This window comes from Sphingobacterium arenae (assembly GCF_014692505.1).
Lineage (GTDB): Bacteria > Bacteroidota > Bacteroidia > Sphingobacteriales > Sphingobacteriaceae > Sphingobacterium > Sphingobacterium arenae.
Map to the genome: position 1 here is coordinate 235655 of NZ_JACNYK010000003.1, position 19561 is coordinate 255215.

The 19561-nt window shown below is 38.5% G+C and carries 25 protein-coding genes and 1 tRNA gene; 15 read left to right on the forward strand and 11 right to left on the reverse strand.

Annotated elements, in window-relative coordinates; genetic code table 11:
* The first annotated feature begins 426 nt into the window (after positions 1–426).
* Positions 427–879, forward strand: coding sequence for a GNAT family N-acetyltransferase (locus tag H8B17_RS13185; protein WP_190309687.1), 453 nt, complete (start codon positions 427–429; stop codon positions 877–879).
* A gap of 43 nt (positions 880–922) precedes the next feature.
* Here the strand turns inward: H8B17_RS13185 and H8B17_RS13190 are convergent, their stop codons facing one another.
* Entirely contained in the window at positions 923–1147 is a 225-nt protein-coding gene (locus H8B17_RS13190) for a VF530 family protein (protein WP_190309688.1), read from the reverse strand.
* 121 nt (positions 1148–1268) lie between these two features.
* Between H8B17_RS13190 and H8B17_RS13195 the strand changes: the two genes are divergently transcribed.
* Positions 1269–1565, forward strand: coding sequence for a hypothetical protein (locus H8B17_RS13195; protein ID WP_190309689.1), 297 nt, complete (start codon positions 1269–1271; stop codon positions 1563–1565).
* Between the two features lie 53 nt (positions 1566–1618).
* Positions 1619–2035, forward strand: a complete 417-nt coding sequence (locus tag H8B17_RS13200) for an immunoglobulin-like domain-containing protein (protein WP_190309690.1) — start codon at positions 1619–1621, stop codon at positions 2033–2035.
* Positions 2036–2113: 78 nt separating this feature from the next.
* Here the strand turns inward: H8B17_RS13200 and H8B17_RS13205 are convergent, their stop codons facing one another.
* Together H8B17_RS13205 and pdxR are read right to left on the reverse strand one after the other, a co-directional pair.
* Positions 2114–2410: a TFIIB-type zinc ribbon-containing protein gene (locus H8B17_RS13205; protein WP_190309691.1), complete on the reverse strand. Its 297-nt coding sequence runs from the start codon at positions 2408–2410 to the stop codon at positions 2114–2116.
* A gap of 358 nt (positions 2411–2768) precedes the next feature.
* A complete protein-coding gene (pdxR, locus tag H8B17_RS13210; RefSeq protein ID WP_190309692.1) occupies positions 2769–4190 on the reverse strand; it encodes a MocR-like pyridoxine biosynthesis transcription factor PdxR in 1422 nt (473 codons plus the stop codon).
* A 101-nt stretch (positions 4191–4291) separates the two neighbouring features.
* On the opposite strand from pdxR, the gene H8B17_RS13215 reads away from it, so the two are divergent.
* The 11 genes from H8B17_RS13215 to H8B17_RS13265 all read left to right on the forward strand — a co-directional run bounded on the left by H8B17_RS13215 (position 4292) and on the right by H8B17_RS13265 (position 11053).
* Positions 4292–4792 (forward strand): cupin domain-containing protein, encoded by a 501-nt coding sequence (locus H8B17_RS13215; RefSeq protein ID WP_190309693.1) that lies wholly within the window; start codon positions 4292–4294, stop codon positions 4790–4792.
* A 21-nt stretch (positions 4793–4813) separates the two neighbouring features.
* Positions 4814–5713 (forward strand): dihydrodipicolinate synthase family protein, encoded by a 900-nt coding sequence (locus tag H8B17_RS13220; RefSeq protein ID WP_190309694.1) that lies wholly within the window; start codon positions 4814–4816, stop codon positions 5711–5713.
* Between the two features lie 23 nt (positions 5714–5736).
* Positions 5737–5967, forward strand: coding sequence for a thioredoxin family protein (locus H8B17_RS13225; protein ID WP_190309695.1), 231 nt, complete (start codon positions 5737–5739; stop codon positions 5965–5967).
* An 85-nt stretch (positions 5968–6052) separates the two neighbouring features.
* The gene (locus tag H8B17_RS13230; protein ID WP_190309696.1) at positions 6053–6385 is read left to right on the forward strand and encodes a 2Fe-2S iron-sulfur cluster-binding protein; all 333 of its coding nucleotides are present in this window, start codon (positions 6053–6055) and stop codon (positions 6383–6385) included.
* 12 nt (positions 6386–6397) lie between these two features.
* A complete protein-coding gene (locus tag H8B17_RS13235) occupies positions 6398–6940 on the forward strand; it encodes a GNAT family N-acetyltransferase (RefSeq protein ID WP_190309697.1) in 543 nt (180 codons plus the stop codon).
* Positions 6941–7040: 100 nt separating this feature from the next.
* On the forward strand, positions 7041–7487 hold the full coding sequence (locus tag H8B17_RS13240; RefSeq protein WP_190309698.1) for a GNAT family N-acetyltransferase: 447 nt from the start codon (positions 7041–7043) through the stop codon (positions 7485–7487).
* A 48-nt stretch (positions 7488–7535) separates the two neighbouring features.
* Positions 7536–8666 carry an aspartate aminotransferase family protein gene (locus tag H8B17_RS13245; protein WP_190309699.1) on the forward strand — a complete coding sequence of 377 codons (1131 nt, stop codon included), beginning with the start codon at positions 7536–7538 and terminating at the stop codon, positions 8664–8666.
* Between the two features lie 94 nt (positions 8667–8760).
* A complete protein-coding gene (locus tag H8B17_RS13250; protein ID WP_190309700.1) occupies positions 8761–9105 on the forward strand; it encodes a carbohydrate kinase family protein in 345 nt (114 codons plus the stop codon).
* Positions 9105–9593 (forward strand): bifunctional hydroxymethylpyrimidine kinase/phosphomethylpyrimidine kinase, encoded by a 489-nt coding sequence (locus tag H8B17_RS13255; RefSeq protein WP_190309701.1) that lies wholly within the window; start codon positions 9105–9107, stop codon positions 9591–9593. Before H8B17_RS13250 ends, H8B17_RS13255 begins: the two co-directional genes overlap by 1 nt.
* A gap of 3 nt (positions 9594–9596) precedes the next feature.
* Positions 9597–10322: an AAA family ATPase gene (locus H8B17_RS13260; RefSeq protein WP_223816559.1), complete on the forward strand. Its 726-nt coding sequence runs from the start codon at positions 9597–9599 to the stop codon at positions 10320–10322.
* Positions 10319–11053 carry a YggS family pyridoxal phosphate-dependent enzyme gene (locus tag H8B17_RS13265; protein WP_190309702.1) on the forward strand — a complete coding sequence of 245 codons (735 nt, stop codon included), beginning with the start codon at positions 10319–10321 and terminating at the stop codon, positions 11051–11053. Before H8B17_RS13260 ends, H8B17_RS13265 begins: the two co-directional genes overlap by 4 nt.
* A gap of 338 nt (positions 11054–11391) precedes the next feature.
* On the opposite strand, the gene H8B17_RS13270 is transcribed toward H8B17_RS13265, so the two are convergent.
* A tRNA-Lys gene (locus H8B17_RS13270) sits at positions 11392–11464 on the reverse strand.
* A gap of 132 nt (positions 11465–11596) precedes the next feature.
* Positions 11597–12490: a peptide chain release factor N(5)-glutamine methyltransferase gene (gene prmC / locus H8B17_RS13275; protein WP_190309703.1), complete on the reverse strand. Its 894-nt coding sequence runs from the start codon at positions 12488–12490 to the stop codon at positions 11597–11599.
* A 302-nt stretch (positions 12491–12792) separates the two neighbouring features.
* On the opposite strand from prmC, the gene ribD reads away from it, so the two are divergent.
* Positions 12793–13851: a bifunctional diaminohydroxyphosphoribosylaminopyrimidine deaminase/5-amino-6-(5-phosphoribosylamino)uracil reductase RibD gene (gene ribD / locus H8B17_RS13280; protein WP_190309704.1), complete on the forward strand. Its 1059-nt coding sequence runs from the start codon at positions 12793–12795 to the stop codon at positions 13849–13851.
* Here the strand turns inward: ribD and H8B17_RS13285 are convergent.
* From H8B17_RS13285 to H8B17_RS13310, 6 genes are all read right to left on the reverse strand, one after another.
* Positions 13848–14228, reverse strand: coding sequence for a hypothetical protein (locus H8B17_RS13285; RefSeq protein WP_190309705.1), 381 nt, complete (start codon positions 14226–14228; stop codon positions 13848–13850). The two genes, ribD and H8B17_RS13285, sit on opposite strands and share 4 nt — an antisense overlap.
* An 84-nt stretch (positions 14229–14312) precedes the next feature.
* A complete protein-coding gene (locus tag H8B17_RS13290; RefSeq protein WP_190309706.1) occupies positions 14313–14966 on the reverse strand; it encodes an ankyrin repeat domain-containing protein in 654 nt (217 codons plus the stop codon).
* Positions 14967–15276: 310 nt separating this feature from the next.
* Positions 15277–15708 carry an SRPBCC family protein gene (locus tag H8B17_RS13295; RefSeq protein ID WP_190309707.1) on the reverse strand — a complete coding sequence of 144 codons (432 nt, stop codon included), beginning with the start codon at positions 15706–15708 and terminating at the stop codon, positions 15277–15279.
* 9 nt (positions 15709–15717) lie between these two features.
* Positions 15718–16083 (reverse strand): VOC family protein, encoded by a 366-nt coding sequence (locus tag H8B17_RS13300; RefSeq protein WP_190309708.1) that lies wholly within the window; start codon positions 16081–16083, stop codon positions 15718–15720.
* 88 nt (positions 16084–16171) lie between these two features.
* Positions 16172–16750, reverse strand: a complete 579-nt coding sequence (locus tag H8B17_RS13305) for a Crp/Fnr family transcriptional regulator (RefSeq protein ID WP_190309709.1) — start codon at positions 16748–16750, stop codon at positions 16172–16174.
* A gap of 52 nt (positions 16751–16802) precedes the next feature.
* Positions 16803–19403 carry a DUF5686 and carboxypeptidase-like regulatory domain-containing protein gene (locus H8B17_RS13310; RefSeq protein ID WP_223816560.1) on the reverse strand — a complete coding sequence of 867 codons (2601 nt, stop codon included), beginning with the start codon at positions 19401–19403 and terminating at the stop codon, positions 16803–16805.
* Positions 19404–19561 lie beyond the last annotated feature (158 nt).

The following is a 19561-nucleotide window of genomic DNA, read 5'->3' on the forward strand; positions in this document are numbered from 1 at the left end:
ATTTTCATTACGTTTATATTGTTCGGATTAGATGCTCGGAGGAGGAGACAGTTTTACTGTTCCGAGCGTCCTCAGATGAAGTAGAAAAAAAAGAAATCTCGTTGTAGGTTGCTTTTTGTTGTCCTTCATTTTAGCAAACCTAAATAAATTTACTGTTATATGCAATTTAACTGCGTCGGCATATGAGAATAAATTTATTCTGCTCTTCTCAGATAGTCGAGGACTATTTTATAGAGGAGATATACAAAAAAAGGCTTATTCGCACTTTTCAAGGGCATAAGCAGCCGTGAATTTCTGAAATGTAACGCTACATGGAAAATTTTGCTAAACCTATATATGTACGAGATCGGGCCAGGACTTGATATATCATGTTAATTTGTAAGTTTGCGGATGGTATTGAAGTAATTAAACGTGATTTTATATTAGATGCAAAACAGAACCATAAGGGAGGCAAAAAAAGAAGATTGCCCACGGATATTAGAATTAATTAAAGAACTAGCTTTATACGAAAAAGCGCCCGAACAAGTGACTGTTACACTGGCCGAAATGGAAGAATGTGGCTTCGGGGAGAAGCCGGTATGGGGAGCTTTGGTTGTTGAGGTAAATCGCGTAATAGTTGGAATAGCTTTATATTACGATCGGTACTCAACCTGGAAGGGGCGACGTCTCTATTTGGAAGATTTAATAGTAACCGAAGCGATGCGGGGCAAGGGGATCGGCAAAATGCTTTTGAATGAATTAATTGCCTATGGAAAAACAAAAAATTATAATGGAATAGTGTGGCAAGTATTGGATTGGAATGAACCTGCGATCGAGTTCTATAAAAAATATAATGCAGAGTTTGATGCTGGATGGATAAATGTATCCATTGACTTTTGACGAGCTAGCATTATTTATACTACAATTTAATGCATTGCAGATATCAGCTTTTTACTAGAACCTCTAAATATAGATCCTCTACCTTCTTACGCGCCCAAGGTGTTTTTCTTAGAAAGGTTAAGGACGATTTTAAACTTGGATTATCGAGAAAGCAATTGATGGTTATCTGCTGACCTAATGGTTTCCATCCTCCGTAGTAATCCAGCAATTCTTCTAAGATGGCATCTAATCGCTTGCCATGTAAAGGGTTGTTTGGTTGTTTTTCCATATGGTAAAATTATAAAAAAACACGCTTCTTTTATAGATAACAATAACTATTGCCGAACATTTTCCTTGTTAAGGACGTTCTTTAAATAAGAGGTCAGCAATAACGAAAAGAAAAAAGATATATGAGGAGTATAGTTATGAAAATAGATACGTTGAAAAAAAACTATCTTGCAACAGGCATCGCACTAGCAAGCATAGTAGTAATAGCTTGTAACGGAGATTCAGAGCCATCTTCTACCGATACAACTGATTCTCTTTCACAACCAGTCGAAGATAATGGTGTCCCATTAAACAGCCTTGAACGGAGTAGGGATACAGATATAGCAGATCAGCAAATAGAAAATAATTCTGGCGTTCCGTTGGACAATTTGAACCGCGATAGAAGTAAGGATACGACCAGTCAACCGAATCTGGATTGAGTAACTCTTCCTACAGACAAGTCTAAATGTTTCCGTATTTTCACAAAGCGTATATGAAAAAGTTTATTTTGCTGATTATCTCGGCGACTTTTTTGTCGAGTAGCACGTCCAAGCAAGAAGAAATAGTATCCTTATTGGTGACACCAAACGTTTTGGATCTCTCCGAGCTCCCAGAGACAGTAGAAGTGACCATGATAAACAATACGCAGGAAACGGTATCGGCGGGATTGCATTATTGGATTGAACATTACGAAAATAGTAAGTGGGTAAGGGTGTCCCCAGAGCAAGTTTTCGAAGATATTGGCTATAACTTCTCGCCTTCTGTTTTTTATACCTATGAAAAGAACCTTTTTAGAGAAGAAATTGATTATAAAGTTGGAAAATACAGAATTGCTAAATATTATCTAAAATCTAACTATCAAGAAACAAAAGAAAAATTTAGGGTCTACACCGAGTTTTGCGTTAAATAAATGAGGAATGGAATCAAATAGAAAGGAGTTCGAAACAACGTGGGAACTCCTTTTTTGTTTATTGCGGATAACTGGATCTTAGTCAAAATCAAAAAAATCAGATAAAAAAGATTTCTTTTTACGTCCATGTTGTGGATACTTATTTCTATCTGAATATCTATCATTTCTTTCGTAATCTTGGGTGTAGGATTGTTTTTCGTCATTAAAAGTCTGTTTACCATAATTATTCCCCTCGGGTCTCTGAGCGGAATATTCCAATAACTTATCCAGTTCACCTTTGTCTAGCCAAATTCCCCTGCAATTTGGGCAATAATCAATTTCAACGTTTTGACGTTCCGTCATTAATAAGGTTTCGCTACAGTTCGGACACTTCATGCTTCTTTAAATTATGTTTCTTTAAATGTTAAACTTAAGCAAAAAAAATAAGGTTGGTAAAGCATTATACTTTTTTAACATTTCTGCTACGAACTGACCAAACCAATTTTTATTGCTATAAAAAAAGGAGACAACTACTGTGTAGTGTCTCCTGAAGTGAACCTATTGGTACGAAACTCGAACTCTTTTTGAAGGTTTAAGACGATAAAAACAGCGCATTGTGCCGATTGTAGAAAACGAAATAGAACGCATCAAGAATGACCCCGATTTACGACATCTGATACTGGAAGGGTAATAGCATCTAAATATCCAAAAACTGGGTTATATTTTATTTTGATATAGCCCTGTATATCAAAATTCACAGTATTTTCGCTAACGCAATAATCCCCTCCTCCAACTCTTTTTCAGAAAGCGACCCATAGCCTAATCTTATACCGTTTACGGTTTCATCAAAGCTATAAACATCGGGCGTGATAATTTTAATACCCTTGGTCTGCAGTTTGTGGGAAATCTGTAACCAATCCACTTGCTTATTTGGAACAACCCAAAAAGCCAAACCACCATCAGGGATAGCATAAGTTGCTTTGTCCTTAATGTATTTATTCAGCACAGTTGCCGTAAAATCCCTTTTGGCTTTGTAGTGATTAGTTGACTTTTTGATATGTCGTTTTATTGTGCCGTCTTTGATAAGCTGCAAAACAGCCTGTTCCATTATACTGTCGCTCTGCACATCAATAATCTTTCGCAAACTGCCGACCTGTTCAATCAAAGTACTGTTGTGGCTTGCTAAATAACCGATACGGAGAGCAGGTGCAACGACCTTGCTCATTGTGCCGATATAAACGTAGTTTTTCAGTTCCGTAAAACTCGACAAAGGCAAGACAGGACGATAACCAAAATGAAACTCATTATCATAGTCATCTTCAATAATTGTAAAACCGTATTTGTTGGAAAGCCTTATGAGTTCCATTCTTCTTTTCAAACTCAATGTTGCAGTAGTCGGATATTGGCGGTGCGGTGTAACGTAAATTGCTTTTATCTTTTTGCCCGATTTCAGATAAGAAATAACATCCTCAGTCAGCAAACCGTCTTTGTCCACCCTTGCAGACAACAGTTTTGCACCTGCAGTCTCAAACGCTTTCCACGCAGGTTTATATCCCGGATTTTCAACAAGCACATAATCGCCTTTTGCAAATAAGCATTGAGCCGTGAGATACATCGCCATTTGACTGCCACGGGTGATGCAGATATTTTGTTCGTTTACCTGCATACCTCTTTGATGATTGAGCATTTGAACAATGGATTTTCTAAATTCCAAATCGCCCAATTCATTGCCGTAGCCCATCATCTGCCACTTTGCTTTTTGGTTGAAGATTTGGCGGTATGCCCTTGCCAGTTCTGTAATGGGTGCAATTTTACTGTCGGGGCTTCCGTCATCAATCTGCAAATGATAATGTTTGATTGCTGTATTTTTTGTAGCAGAAGTTATCCGATTGGCTTTTTGTACTTCCTTAAAATCGGGCAATGTATCGGCAACAAAAGTACCCTGTCTTTCTTTGGAGACCAGCCAACCCTCAATAAGCAATACATTAAGGGCTTCTACAACCGTATTCCTGTTGACCTTTAAAAGTTGTGCAAGGTTTCTACTGCCGGGCAAAGCATCGCCGGGCTTTAACCTGCCCGAATGAATATCTTTTATTATGGCATCGGCTATTTGCAGATAAATAGCTTTATCCGATTGTTCATTTAACTGTATTTCAAATTTCCAACCTCTTAACATCTGGACTATCTGTTTTTATAAAAACTGTATCATTATGACGGTCCAAATATACAATACATTTGTATCGCAATAATGCAACAGAACAATAAAAAATTTCAGTTATGTCAAAATTAGAAACAGTAACAGAAGTCAAAAAATCAATCCATGCAGAGCAAAAACAATTCAGCTCTAAAGACTTCCATCAAACATTCGCAAGACCAACGTATGTGAAACCGTCTCACGTTGTTCACAAAAACGTTGAAAATGCAGGGGTACACAACCAATTTTCGGAAGAAAGAAAGCATCCTGTTTTCTTTGTGGACTTACCGAGTAAAAATGTCAGTATGACCATTGGCGGTTTGTTGCCCGGACAGAAAACACACCTGCACCGTCATACCTACGAAACAGTTCTGTATGTCATCGAGGGCAAAGGTTGGTCACGTGTAGAAGATGAAATTGTGGAATGGGAAGCAGGCGATGCCGTTTACATTCCGTCTTGGGCTTGGCATCAGCATCAGAACCTAAGCGATACTGAACCTGCGAAATACATTGCTTGTGAAAATGCACCTCAACTGCAAAACTTGGGTGTAGCATTGCGTGAAGAAGAGGGCAGAGATTTTTAACTTTTAAACACAAGACAATAAATGAGCAAAGTACCATTTAAAGGTGTAATCGCTTATCCGGTTACACCATTTGACTACAACGAGAATATTGATATTCCATTATTCAAAAAACAGGTAGAACGCTTGGTGACGGCAGGTTCTCACGGTATCGCTCCATTGGGAAGCACAGGTGTAATGCCTTACCTCAATGATGTCGAAAAAGAAGCCTTGACCGAAACCTGCATACAACAGGTAGCAGGCAGAGTACCTACATTGGTAGGTGTTTCTAACCTTACTACCGAGAAAACCGTTTACCACGCACAATTTGCCGAAAAAGCAGGTGCAACGGCTGTAATGATTATCCCGATGAGTTATTGGAAATTGACCGATGACGAAATTGTGAATCATTACGATGCCGTTGCTTCCAAAATTTCCATTCCCATAATGGCATACAACAATCCCGCCACCGGTGGGGTGGATATGTCGCCTGCATTGCTAAAACGCTTGTTGGAAATTCCGAACGTAACGATGATAAAGGAAAGTACAGGCGATATTCAGCGTATGCACTATTTGAGAAAAGAATTGGGCGAAGAAGTGGCTTTTTTCAATGGTTCTAATCCGTTGGCATTGTCCGCTTTTTCGGCAGGTGCAAGGGGTTGGTGTACTGCCTCTCCTAATCTGATACCCGAACTCAATATTGCTCTTTATGAAGCCGTACAGGAAAGCGATTTGGAGAAAGCCCAAAGAATATTCTACAAACAGATTGATTTGTTGAAATTCATTGTGGCAAAAGGTCTTCCACGCTCCATTAAGGCAGGTTTAGACCTATTGGGAGTAGGTGGAGGCGGTTTCAAAAGTCCTTTGAAACCACTTAATGAAAGTGAAATAGCGGAACTGGACAGTATACTTTCGGCTATTGAAAGTGAAGTTTATCAGTATTAACCATCATTCTAAAACAAAGTAAAATGGCAAAAGCAATTTTTTATCACGCAGGTTGTCCTGTATGCGTAAGTGCAGAAAAGGACATTTTAAATCTCATACCTGAAAATGAGGTTGAGGTAATCCATTTGGGAGTGGACAAATCAAAAGTAAAAGATGCAGAAAGTACAGGTGTAAAATCTGTTCCTGCATTGGTTTTGTCTAACGGCAATGTGTTACACATCAACTTTGGTGCTTCAATAGAAGATTTAAAGTAACCACAATCTCAAAGCCCGAAAGCAGTGCACTTTCGGGCTTTGTACATTATTGTTTCAGTGATACGTTAAAACAAGCAAATATAATATGAATCCGAAAGAAGAAACTAAACTTGCCGAAGCCCAAGACGGGAAATCGGAAAACGTGGAAGTAACATTGACACTGGGCGGTGCTACAAAGCATATCCAATGGAATAAGCAAATACCATTGCTTGATGCGATGCGCAATGCCGGGGTTAATGCTCCGCATTCCTGTTGCAGAGGTACTTGTGGCACTTGCGTATGCAAATTGGAAGAGGGCGAAGTACGTTTAAAAAGGAATTTCGTTCTTTCTGAAGCTCATATACAGCAGGGTTTGATTTTGACTTGTGTAGCAGTTCCCATAAGTACAAGCATTAAGATAAACTATGACGAACTTTAGTATTATTGAAAAATGAGCATCAACATTCTTCAGCCCATATTGGAAAACGAAAAAGCAATCCTTTATCCTTTGCAGGATAAAGATTTTGAGGCTTTATATGCCGTAGCATCCGACCCCAAAATTTGGGAACAGCACCCAAACAAAGATCGTTGGAAAAAAGATGTATTTAAAACATTCTTTGACCTTGCAATGCAAAGCAAAGGTGCATTTAAAATCGTGGATAAAACCACAGATGATATTATCGGAAGCACACGTATTTACAATTACGACCAACAGGAAAACAACATTTTCGTAGGCTATACCTTTTACGCCATAGCATATTGGGGAAAGGGTATTAACCGTTTGGTAAAAGCCACCATATTGGATTATACTTTTCAATTCGTTTCAAAGGTGTATTTCCATATCGGGGCAAATAATATCCGTTCGCAGGTTGCCATTGAGCGTATCGGTGCTGAAAAAATTGCGGAGGAAGTAGTAACTTATCCCGATGGAACATCACGACTAAATTTTTTGTACGAAATAAGCAAAGACAGATGGTGTAAACCGAAACAGTAATAAGTGTTCTCTTGGACTACCTACTTATCCCTAAACTGTACTACCAGGCTAATCCTGTTATCTTATACTTTTGCGTTATAAATCAAAATAATTTATCGAAATGGAGTACAATATTAAAAAAGTAGGGTTAAAAGATTTAGACACAACAGCAGCGTTATTTAACCTCTATCGGGTTTTTTACCGCCAAGCAGACGATTACGAAAAATGTAAAAAGTTTATACAGGAACGGTTGAACAATGAGCAGTCGCATATTTTTGTCGTGTATGCAGGCGACAAAGCAGTCGGATTTGTTCAGTTGTACAAACTCTATCATTATATCAAACTTCAAAAGCAGTGGTTATTGAGTGATTTGTTCGTTCATCCCGATTACAGAGGTAAAGGGCTTTCGGTAGCTTTGATAGACCGGGCAAAACAATGGTGCGATGAAACAGGGGCTTGCGGATTGATGCTTGAAACCGAAAAAACAAACGACATTGGCAACAAACTCTATCCACGTTGCGGTTTTGAGTACGATGGCAATCACAATTATTACTATTGGTGGAAGTAACAAAAAAGACGGACTATATCGGTTCACATTTTTCATAAAGTCAGCAAAATGAAATTATTTGATGTTTACAAAAGAATAGATACAGAGATTATAAAAGGCAAAGAACGTTTCGTATGGGATGCCAAAGGCAATCAATATTTGGATATGTTTGGCGGTCACGCAGTGATTTCAATTGGGCATTTACATCCGCATTATATGGATAGATTGACCAGTCAATTAAAACATTTGGGGTTCTATTCAAATAGTGTCCGTCTGTCTTTGCAAGAGCAATTAGCCGAAAAGTTGGGAAAAGTCTGCGGTAAAGAAAACCACCAATTATTCCTGTGCAATTCGGGAGCAGAAGCAAACGAGAATGCCCTAAAATTGGCTTCTTTTGCTAACGGGAGAAAGAAAATCATTGCTTTTACAGGAGCATTTCACGGAAGAACTTCATTAGCGGTGGCGACAACAGATAATCCGGCAATCATCGCACCTGTCAATGAAACGGATAACGTGATTTTTCTGTCACATAATGATATACAGGCTTTAGAAGAAACGTTTGCAAAATATAAAGAACAAATATCTTCTGTAATAATAGAGGGTATTCAAGGTGTAAGTGGTATTTATATTTCCAAACCGGAATTTTTGCAACGAATACGCACACTTTGCAATGCGTATGGGGCTTATTTTATAGGAGATGCTGTACAGTGCGGATATGGTAGAACAGGGAAATTTTTCGCTCACGATTATGCTTGTGTCGAAGCCGATATATATACCGTTGCCAAAGGAATGGGCAACGGTTTTCCGATAGCAGGGCTTATTATCAGCCCGAAATTTACCGCTAAAACGGGAATGCTCGGAACTACCTTTGGGGGAAACCCTTTAGCCTGTGCTTCGGCTTTAGCGGTATTGGAAATTTTTGAAGAAGAAAACTTGATTGAAAATGCTTTGCACATCGGTGATTACCTCAAAACTGAACTGGAAAAGTTTACGGAAATAAAAGAAGTTCGGGGAAAAGGTTTAATGATAGGGATTGAATTACTGGGAAGGTATAAGGACTTACGTAAAAATCTTATCAACAAACATCGTATAATAACAGGCGAAGCCGGACAGCATGTAATCCGTTTGCTTCCGGCATTGAACATCACAAAGGGAGAAGCAGATTTATTTCTAACGGCAATAAAAAGCGAATTGAAATAATGAAACGGTCGGGTGGTCGAGTGGTTGGACAAGGGTACGAAGTACCTTTTACAGTGGTTCAAATCCACTCCCGACCTCAATTTTTATTGAATGGATGACAGAAAACAAAACAATTATAATTCATAGCAAGGTTTCTATCGGGTATGTAGGTAGCAATACAACATCATTCGTTTTGCAAACGGGCGGTTATGAGGTTATAACCATACCAACGGTTTTATATTCCAATCATCTTGGTCATACGACCGTTGGTGGCGGTAAAATTCCCGAAGATTTGTTGTCGGCTATTTTAAAAGGCATTTTAAAACTGGAAATTTTAAAGGGTGTTTCAACGGTTATCACAGGGTTTATGGGTTCGGCAAAACAGGTCATGATAATAGCGGATTTTATCAGAACGATAAAGAAATACAAACCCGAAACGCTTTATTATGCGACCCTGTAATGGGAGATACAGACAAAGGGCAATATGTTGAACCGGATGTTCCGAATGCCATTATCGAACATCTTGTTCCTTTAGCAGACTTGCTTACGCCCAATCAATTTGAAGCAGAAAGGATTATCAACAAACAAATTGGAGACGTAGAAAACATAACCCTATCACTGCGAGAGCAGTTTGATTTGTCGAAACAGAAAATTGTAATTACAGGCGGTGGCTTTGATGGTTTACGAAAAGATTTAATTTACAACTGTATTGTAGAAAACAAGAATTGCGACATTATCAAAACACGAAAGATAGACCTGCATCCACCCGGAACAGGCGAACTGTTCACGACACATTTATACCTTTCGATGCTTCGGGGAATGAAACTTAGGGATGCCGTTGCGTTATCGGGAGATATACTTTCGGCAGTTCTTCTTAAAATGCTCAATGACAGTAGAACAGAATTTGAATTAAGGGATATTTTGTTTTCAATGAATATTCTAAAATAAATAATGATGAATATATTCGACCTAATCATAAACGACAAAGAACAGGTAACTCTAAACGATATGTTCCTTGATGAAACCAACACGCAAAAGTTTGTACAGCTTATTAAGGAACATATCTATATTGAAGAATTGAGCCAATACGGACTGCCTGTAAATAACAAAATATTGCTTCATGGCAGTTCTGGCTGTGGCAAGACGATGACGGCCAAAGCCATTGCACAGGCATTGGGTAAAAACATTCTCATACTCAATTTAAGTAATGTAGTTTGTTCACGCATTGGCGAAACATCGCAGAATATCAAACAGGTATTTGACAAAGCAGGCAGGGAAAAAGCTGTTTTATTTTTAGACGAATTTGACCAGATAGGAAAAGCAAGGGGCAACGATGATAAAGACGTAGGTGAAATGCGAAGATTGGTAAACACGCTCATTCAGTTGATAGATTACTATCCCGAACAAGCACTATTGCTTTGTGCAACCAATCACCCCAAAATTATTGATACAGCTTTGTTAAGGCGGTTTCAGTTACGGATAAATTTTGAAATGCCCTTACCCGAAATTTTAGATAAATATTACGATAAGCTATTATCCCGTTTTCCAAAGGAATTGCATAATATAGAACGTAAATACAACATCTCATTTGCAGAAGCCAAAGACCATACGTTTACGGCAGTAAAATCGTTGCTGATTAAGGAATTGGAAGAAAAACAAAAATGTGCAGAAGTATGAGCGAAGAAATCCTACAAAACATTGTCGTCATACAAGAGCGGATAAACAACGCCTGTAAAGAAAACGGCAGAAACCCCAATGAAGTTAAATTACTATTGGCAACTAAAACCGTTCCTGGGGAACGTATCAAAATTGTATTACAGGCAGGATATACACTAATAGCAGAAAACAAGGTACAGGAACTAAAAGAGAAATACGAGGGCTTAAAAGAAATTTCGCACACCAATCATTTTATTGGGCATTTGCAGACCAACAAAATAAAAGATCTTTTGAAATATAACGTGTCTTGCATTCAGTCGCTTGACCGTTTGGATTTGGCAGAAAAACTACATCAACGCTTACAGTTTGAAAACAAAACCATTGAAGTATTGATACAGGTAAATACTTCTTTTGAAGAAAGCAAATTTGGGGCTAGTCCCGATAATGTGATAGAATTAATAAAGCAGGTATCGCAGTTTGAAACCATAAAAATTAAAGGTTTGATGACGATTGGTCTATTTAGTGCCGACACTGAAAAGGTGCGTAAATGTTTCCGTTTACTCAAAGATATTCAACAACAGATTATTAATTTAAACATAGCTAACGTACAAATGCAGGAACTGTCTATGGGTATGAGTGGCGATATGGAAACGGCTATTGCAGAGGGGGCAACCATTGTAAGAGTAGGTACAGCTATATTCGGCCAAAGATCAACACCCGATAGCTACTATTGGAATGAAAATAAAGACTAAATAATGAAAATACATTTTATTCAACACGAAACATTTGAAGCACCCGGTGCTTATTCGGAATGGGCAAAAAAAGAAAGCATACAATCAGTTTTTCAAAAATGTATGCACATAATAAATGAGGGGTATTGTAAAAAAGCAATTGATGACTTAGAAAACCAAATAAGTGAACTGATTTACCTTTGCCCTTGAAAATGGAACGAATAGCATGGGATTGGCTCAGCCCCGCAGCTCCCGTGCTTGTCCCTGAGCCTCCATCGGATCGAACCCGGCCGACGCTTCTTTCGAATCCAGATACTGTAAAACAAAAAAAGCTAATCGAAAGATTAGCTTTTCTTCTGTGATCCCGCTGGGATTCGAACCCAGGACCCATACATTAAAAGTGTATTGCTCTACCAGCTGAGCTACGGAATCTTACTTCGTGTGTTTGAAGTGTTGCAAAGGTAGAAAAAATGTTTACTCTTGCCAAATGCCAGCTTGTTTATTTTTAAGGCATATCTTTAACGGCCTGTTTTTCATTTAAATAATTTTTATTAGCTGTTGCGTTTACTTGACTGAATCACCGATTTTGATACAATCAACTTTGGAACTTGCTTTTATCATTCGATCTACTTGGTTTAAGTCTTGGCGTAAAGTTACATCCTCATAGCCCTTTTTTAACAGGAGATCATATGTCTCACGGCTTAGATACTGGTTAATTTCAAAATAGAGGTTACCTCCGGCCGACAAATGTTGTTTTCCCATTTCCGCGACAGCATCATAGAAAAGGAGTGGGGCCTGTTCTTCGACAAAAAGTGCTATATGCGGTTCATAGAGTAAAACGTTATTGTGCATGTCTTTTTGTTCGGCAGGGGTAATATAAGGAGGATTACTGACGATTACATCATACTGCTGATTTTCTTGCATAAAGTCATCCCATTCTAAAATATCCGCTTGAATGAAATTTACAGAAAGGTTTAGGTTGGTGGCATTTGTACGGGCAACCTTTATAGCCGCCGTTTGCAGATCGATAGCATCCACCTGTGCTTGAGGTAGATTTTTTTTTAACGCTAGTGCGATACAGCCAGACCCGGTTCCAACGTCGAGTATCGATAATTGTTCACTTCTTTTATGCTCCCTGACGATCCACTCCACTAACTCTTCAGTCTCAGAACGCGGGATTAACGTATGTTCATTCACCACTAGACGTAGACCATAAAAATCAGCGATTCCTAGGATATGCTGTATCGGCCGCTCTGTTTGTAGCTCCTCCAGTATGCTCATAAATTGTTGTGACACCGTTTCCGTAATTTTATCTGCACTGTTTGATAGGTAATCGGTATTGTTTTTTCCTGTGACAAACGAGTAGGACATCAAAAAAAGCTGTTTAATTTCTCCCCGAGGATACAGGTGTGACAAAGTTTCTTGATAGACGTTCGCGATATCCCTAAAATTTTTCATCAGAATAATTTGTTTTTTAAAGGTGATGAAGCTATCATGAGTGGTTTATTCTTTTCGGTTTGTGAATTTAGCGAACTCATGATGGTTTCATTAGAATTATTATTAATGCGTGTTGAATTTTATGCGCGCTAATGAACTCGTTACACTCGGTTTATTCTTTAACTACAATGAGGCTCATATAAACTCGCCATATCTGGAGCTGATGATAATTTACGACGGATTCATTTATATAAAATCAAGGCACAAATTTACAAAAGCTGTTTACACTTTCGATATTCTTTGTTAAATATTAAGTTTGTATTATGGTACAAGACGAAAGGTATATGCAACGTTGCTTGGATTTGGCGACTTTGGGAGCGAGTACGGTTAGTCCTAATCCGATGGTAGGTGCGGTCATTTTGCACGATGGAATCATCATCGGAGAAGGTTATACATCACCCTACGGCGGATCGCATGCTGAAGTGAACGCGATACAAGATGCCTATCAAAAGTTGGGCAAAGCCGAAGCGAGGAACCGCTTTTGTAAATCTACAATGTATGTTAGTCTGGAACCTTGTTCTCATTTTGGAAAAACCCCCCCCTGTGCCGATATGCTCGTCGAATTACAATTCGAGCGGGTGGTTATCGGTTGTCTTGATACCTTTTCAAAAGTAAATGGAGAAGGATTTAAAAAGTTACAAGGGGGGGGTATAGATGCTATTGTAGGGGTATTAGAGAAGGCTTGTTTGTTTGTTAATAGACGGTTTTTTACACGTATTCAGCAGCAGCGGCCCTATGTTATTTTGAAATGGGCGCAAACTCTTGATGGTTTATTCTCGCCGGAAGACGCTGCACAACAATGGATAAGCAATACCGCTAGCAAACAACTGGTGCATAAATGGAGAGGGGAGGAGGATGCAATATTGGTAGGTACATCAACGGCACTTATTGACAACCCAAGTTTGACGACACGTTTATGGAATGGTAAAAACCCTAAACGTATATTGATCGATAAAGAATTAGCCGTACCGACGGATGCGGCAATTTTTAATGAGGAGGCCGAAACTATTATATTCAATGCACATCAGACAGATTGGCAAAAGAACAGAAAATTTATTGCTTTAGAACATTTTGATCTTTATCTTCCTCAACAGCTACTCTATCAGCTATATTTGATGGACGTACAATCCTTGATTGTGGAGGGGGGAGCAAAAACGCTACAATCATTCATTGATGCAGGAATGTGGGATGAGGCCCGTGTTTTCGTATCCCAAAATTGCTGGGGTCAGGGTAAGCTTGCGCCGCGACTGACAGCAAGAGTAGACGCTACGGAAAAAGTGGGTGACGACGAATTGAGATTTTATTTCAACAGGAAAGTTTAATGCACTTTGGGCGTGTCCAGAAGATCGGTCACGTAGCCCAGTACTTCCTGTTCTGTATGTCCGTCTTCCAACATGGAGAACGTGAGATAGGCAGCATATATCTCGGCACTGAATACGACATGTTTATCAGAAACTATTTTGTCGATTACATCTTCGTTTACATCCATTCCAATGTGATGTAGTTCATTATGTAGATTGGTAGAAATTGTGCTATGCCCTTCTCCAGAAGCAAAGGCAGCGATGATATGTAGTATTAACTTATCTAATATTTCTGTACTAATTTTGGTCGCTTTTTCACCATAATCATTTATGTCTATTCTTCTCTTAGCACTGTTGACAATTTTATCCCAAATAAGGTATTCCGTTTTAGTGTGCATAGCCATGAAGTTTATAATCTACCTTAAAGGTAACAAAAAGAAAAAATACACCCAAAAAAATAATAATTGTATTTTTTTAATAGGCTAAGCTACACGTAGTATCTCGGCGAGTTCCTTATGCCCTTTTTCAAGAGCCAGATCGGAAGCAGTCATACCCATTTCCGTTTTTATGGAGACATCTGCCCCGTTTTCCAGCAGGACAATAATCATCTCAATATTGCCTTGTTGTGCCGCGATGTGTAAAGGGGTAATACGAGCATGTTGAGCAACGTTTACATTTGCACCCCCTTCGATTAACATTTTACTGATTTGGTCGTATCCTCCAGTAAGTGCTGTATGTAGTGGGTATACATGGTACCCATTTTGTGAACAGATATTGGGATCAGCGCCCTTTGCTAGCAGCGTTTGAATGACTTTTTCTTGGCCGAAATGTGTGGCAATGCCTAATGGCGTAAAACCATGTGTGGAAACTTCGTCGAGCGCTTGTGGTTTTTGTTTAAGCATAGTCTCAATCTGCTGTGCCAAGCCAATAGCACAGGATTCGTGAATTGTAATAGTGGTTAGATGGTTTAATATCGTTTTGATTACTTGGTCTTTATGATAATAACATGCGAGTAATAGGGGAGATATATCATGGCTTGTTTGCTCTCTCAATAGCTCCGGATGTTCTGTCAATAATATCTCCAAGTCATGGTGATTACCAGTTTCTATGTATTCTTCTAACTTATATAAGCTCATCGCATCTTTTTTGAAGTTTACGAATTAAATAAAATTTTGTGAAAAATGGATGAAATGTGAATAAGATTTGATGTGTTTATAAAAATAAGAATAGGTTGAAGGGGAGAGACGGTATGCTATTCTGCGTGTAGCTATACGTCGACATTTGTCAAGAAACTTCTGCAAATGCTGATTTATTGTCAATTTAAAATTTACTTTTGTATTAGCCCTCCCAAAGGGCATGTTTTTCATAGGTAGATGTAGGGCCGAATGTTATGTTCGGCCCTTACTTTTTCGCTATTTGGCGAGTATCTATAATTCAATGCATTGGTCAGTGTTTGTTAGTGTTGCCATAAACTCTTTCTACGTAGTTCTTGAAGTTATCGAGAATCGATTGCCAGCCCTCTCGTTGCATATCGATCGGATTTTCGTCTTCCGGATCGAATGTGGTGATCACTTTGGTGGTATCCCCTTTGCTCCTAAACTCGATGTTGACTTGACGACCGTCCGGCATAATGTAAGCAATGTGTTTAAACGGCTCGATGGTCGTATAAGTGCCTTCGAAATCAAACCCAAAACTTCCATCTTTAGCTTCCATTCTGTTCTTAAACTTGCCACCTACACGCAAGTCGTTTGTCGAACTTGTACAATGCCAGTCGTCTGAAGCTTGATTCCATTGCATAATATCCTCCGAAGAATTATAGGCATTCCAAATTGTTTCTACGCGCTGGTTAACGGAGGTGGAAATTGTAATACGTTCCATAACTTGTTTTTATTTACTTTTTATCAATAATATATTGTCGGTCGGATCCTTTATCCAATGCATGGATGAATCTATTTTTTCTATTTCATCACATATAGTAACATCGTTTACACGTAGATAGTTTGTTGCACTTTCTATATCCTCGGTACACACTTCCAGCCATATTTTTGAATTTGTTATTTCTTTTACACAATCTAGCCATAAGATGTTTTGTCCAAACACCATTCGATGTGTAGCCAGTACTGTGGGATGCGTGATAGGTACTTTTTCTAATTCAAACAGGAGGATGTCTCTATAAAAAGCTACTGTTTCATCGTATTTTTCTGACGGGATCTTCATTACAATATTTACACCACCTTTAAATCTAAAGTCCATAACAAAATAGCGCTTTGGTTTTTAACTACTCAAAAATACCGTAATGCATCTTGGGACCACTTACCTTAGGACAAGTTTTCGAAACGTACTATTTCCCTACTAACTCTTTTCTAATACGACTAAGCGAGGTATCGGTGATACCCAAAAAGGTGGCAATATGTTTTAATGGTGCTTGTTGAAAGATAAAGGGCTTCTCCGCTAGTAATTGCCTATATCGATCTATTGCCGATAAGCTGATGATGTCTATCGCTCTTTTTTTTGTGATAAGTAGTTGGTAGGCCATCCATGCCCGCCCCCATTCGGCTAATGCCGGAATGGTTTCAAACAAACCTTGGAATTGTTCTAGTTTGATTTTCCACAGGATACAATCGGTTATGCATACAATATTCTCTTGTGTGGGGATATGATGAAATATAGAAGCTACTTCAATAACGACATCATCCGGACAAAAGAAGTTTGTGCTGATATCGTTGCCTTCGTAATCATGGACGAAAGAACGGGCTATACCTTCCTCCAGTATATAGTAACAATCGCTAATTTGTCCTTCTCGTAATAACAAATCACCCTTCTTACAAGATATTTTCTCATGCTGATCTATAATTCGTTCAATGTCCGCAAATGACATAGATGGATATTGGTAGACTCGGCGAAGTTTATCTGGATACATAGCAGATTTTTGTTTTAAAAATAGATTATTTTTTGAACAAAACACATACCATTTAAAAATCAAATTTCACTCTGACCCGTATTCCATGCTTCGGTACGTCGGGTTGATCGAGATAATTTAGCCGTTTTACATAATCTACTCGAAGAAATTTAAAGATATTGGTTAAGCCCACGCTAGCTTCTACATATGGTTTATTGCCAAACCCATATGTAATCGGGTCGTTATCTTCATTCTTTTGAAAATCGAATACATTATTTGTATAGGCCGGATTATTTTCGTCGCGCAAACCTCCGTAAATAGCTTTCACACTGAATACCTCACGCCATTTTAGTTTTTTTATCAACGGGATTTTGTTCAATATAAACCCGTTCATGTAATATTGTATATTTGCAGAGACGGAATGATCGCTTACAAATTCGAGAAAATTCATAAGGTTATATGATCGTAGCTGATAAGCATACGTTTGGTTTGCTCGATGGATATTCAGAAACGGGAAGGGGATATGGTTACCTAGAATATAGTTTCCTTCTATATTTACATCGGCGTAGCCTAATTGTGAAAAATAAAAACGTTTATCTGCACCCAAAGTAAAATTATGATAATCGTATTCTCCACCTAAAACATCCTTAAGACCAGCAACATAGTTCAGATAAAAGATCGGATATTTATTATATATTGGCGTTCGATACAGTTTGCCTTGATAGAATTCTTCATGAGGCGCATACCGCAAACCTATCGAAAGTTCGGTTGTGTTTATCTCATTAAACAGTCTGTTGTTTCCTTGGTTATCCAACATCTGATAAGTTAAAATACCCGCGGGTTGTTGCCGCCATTTCGATAAACCAATAAGGTAGGAGAAATTATTTTCAAATTCACGCTTGTATTCTAGACGGTAAATATCGTTGTACAAATAGCGCTCATTTTCGCCCCGCTTAAACGATAGCAGAAAATTGTCTTCTTGGACGAAATCCAGATTTTGACCAGGAATTTTGGTGTCGCGCATGATGGATGCCCGCAAATAATGCTGCGGAAAGGTGTATACCGACTTATTGTTGAGTGCATACGTTCCGCTGAAGAAATATTTCCATTTTTCGTCCTTAAATCCGTAAGCGGTATAGGCTTCTGCGTAAAACCGCTTACTTAATCTGTCCGTTGTACGACCTCCTATCCGTAACCTAAATCCTTCTACTGGGTTAAAGCTATAAAAGGTATTGACTGGGCCGACTTCTACTGGTCCAGCTTGTTTGTAACCAGATAAAATCAAAGCACTGATATCCATAAAACGTTGGAAGGAAGGAATAAGCTGTAAAGTGTCGATGTTGCGATATATGTTTTGCTCATTGGGCTTCAATGCAATCGGACGATGGGTGGCCCAATATGTTTCATCTAACGTTGTGTCACTTTCTTGAAAAACTTTTACGACAGATGGTCCTGCATAAATGCTATCGGGTTGGGCAACCCCCGTTCTGAAATCATCGAAAGTCACTGTACGATTGCCTTTGATGCCTGTGCCTTTATCGGTTAAGGAGAAATCCAATCCTAAGGAACTAGTTTGTAGATAATAGCGTTTATGCCCATCCTGTTTAAAGTCTAATTTGACATCCAGATCGCGGACAAAATTTAGATTAATGTCGTCTGAGACACTGAGATCTGCACGTTTGACAGCATATTTCCCATCCAGGGTAACGTATAATTTTCCTTGAAAAAGGAGATCCGCTTTATTACGTGGAAAGAAACTTAATTCTACTAAGTAGGGAGTTTCTGTTTTGACAGTATCCGTAATGTAGAACCTATAGAATGTAGGAGATGAACCGGCAATCGGACTTAAAAACTGATTTGTTACCAATTCGATATTGCTTTCATAAATATCGATGTCTTGATAGAGTTTATTGAAATAGGCACTTAAACCATCGTTATCTACAAATTTTGGGTCGAATTGTGCCCGCTGTTCTGCCAAAATGAGTTGTTTTGTCGTATTTGGTTTCTTACGGGTGTACACTTGTGATAATCTTTCTTCTATAAAAGCCGGAAGTGTGTAACCTCTACTATTTCCTGTTTCTACATCCTCTTTTTCAAACAGAAATTGGTAATTCTTGAATATTTTCCGGTTCTTGAACTTTTCAGATAAGTTGCTCAATCCTAAAGAGACTTTCTCATATTGACGATACTCGGCATATTCATAAGAAGCAAGCCGGTTTTCATCTTTATGTGCTATAACTTTACGGATAAGTTCAACTGCAGGGTTGTTTTTGTTAGAATATTTTGCTCGCCTCGGCGCTGTAATCGCAACGGTTTCGATCGTATGCTCCTCTGGCACTAAATAAATCGTTAATTCTTGATAGGTTTCATTGCTGATGCTTACATCTTGCGACTCATATCCAACAAAGGAGATACGGATTTTCGAAAAATTCGGATTAACTTTTAATATAAAATCCCCGTGATCATCTGTCGACGCTGCTGTAGTGGATCCTATGGCTGCGACGGTGGCGTAGCCAATTGGTTCCTTATTGGTGACGTCCATTACTTTCCCTTTTATATGAAGGGATTGACCAAACGACAAAACCGAATATAAGAAGAATACGATAAAGATTCTAAACTTTAAACCATATGCTAACAGCGTGTTGATAGTTGATGTTGCGTGATAACTTGACATAGTGCCTCCCTTTATAAACCCTTTTGACTTTTAAACTAATGTAGTCAGTTTATGAGGGTTCGGACAAAAGTAATAATACTTTAATTGATTTTGAAAGGAGAAATCTCTCTGGAATAGATTGTGACGTTTTCTTGATAAATAGTGTTTATTGCTTAATT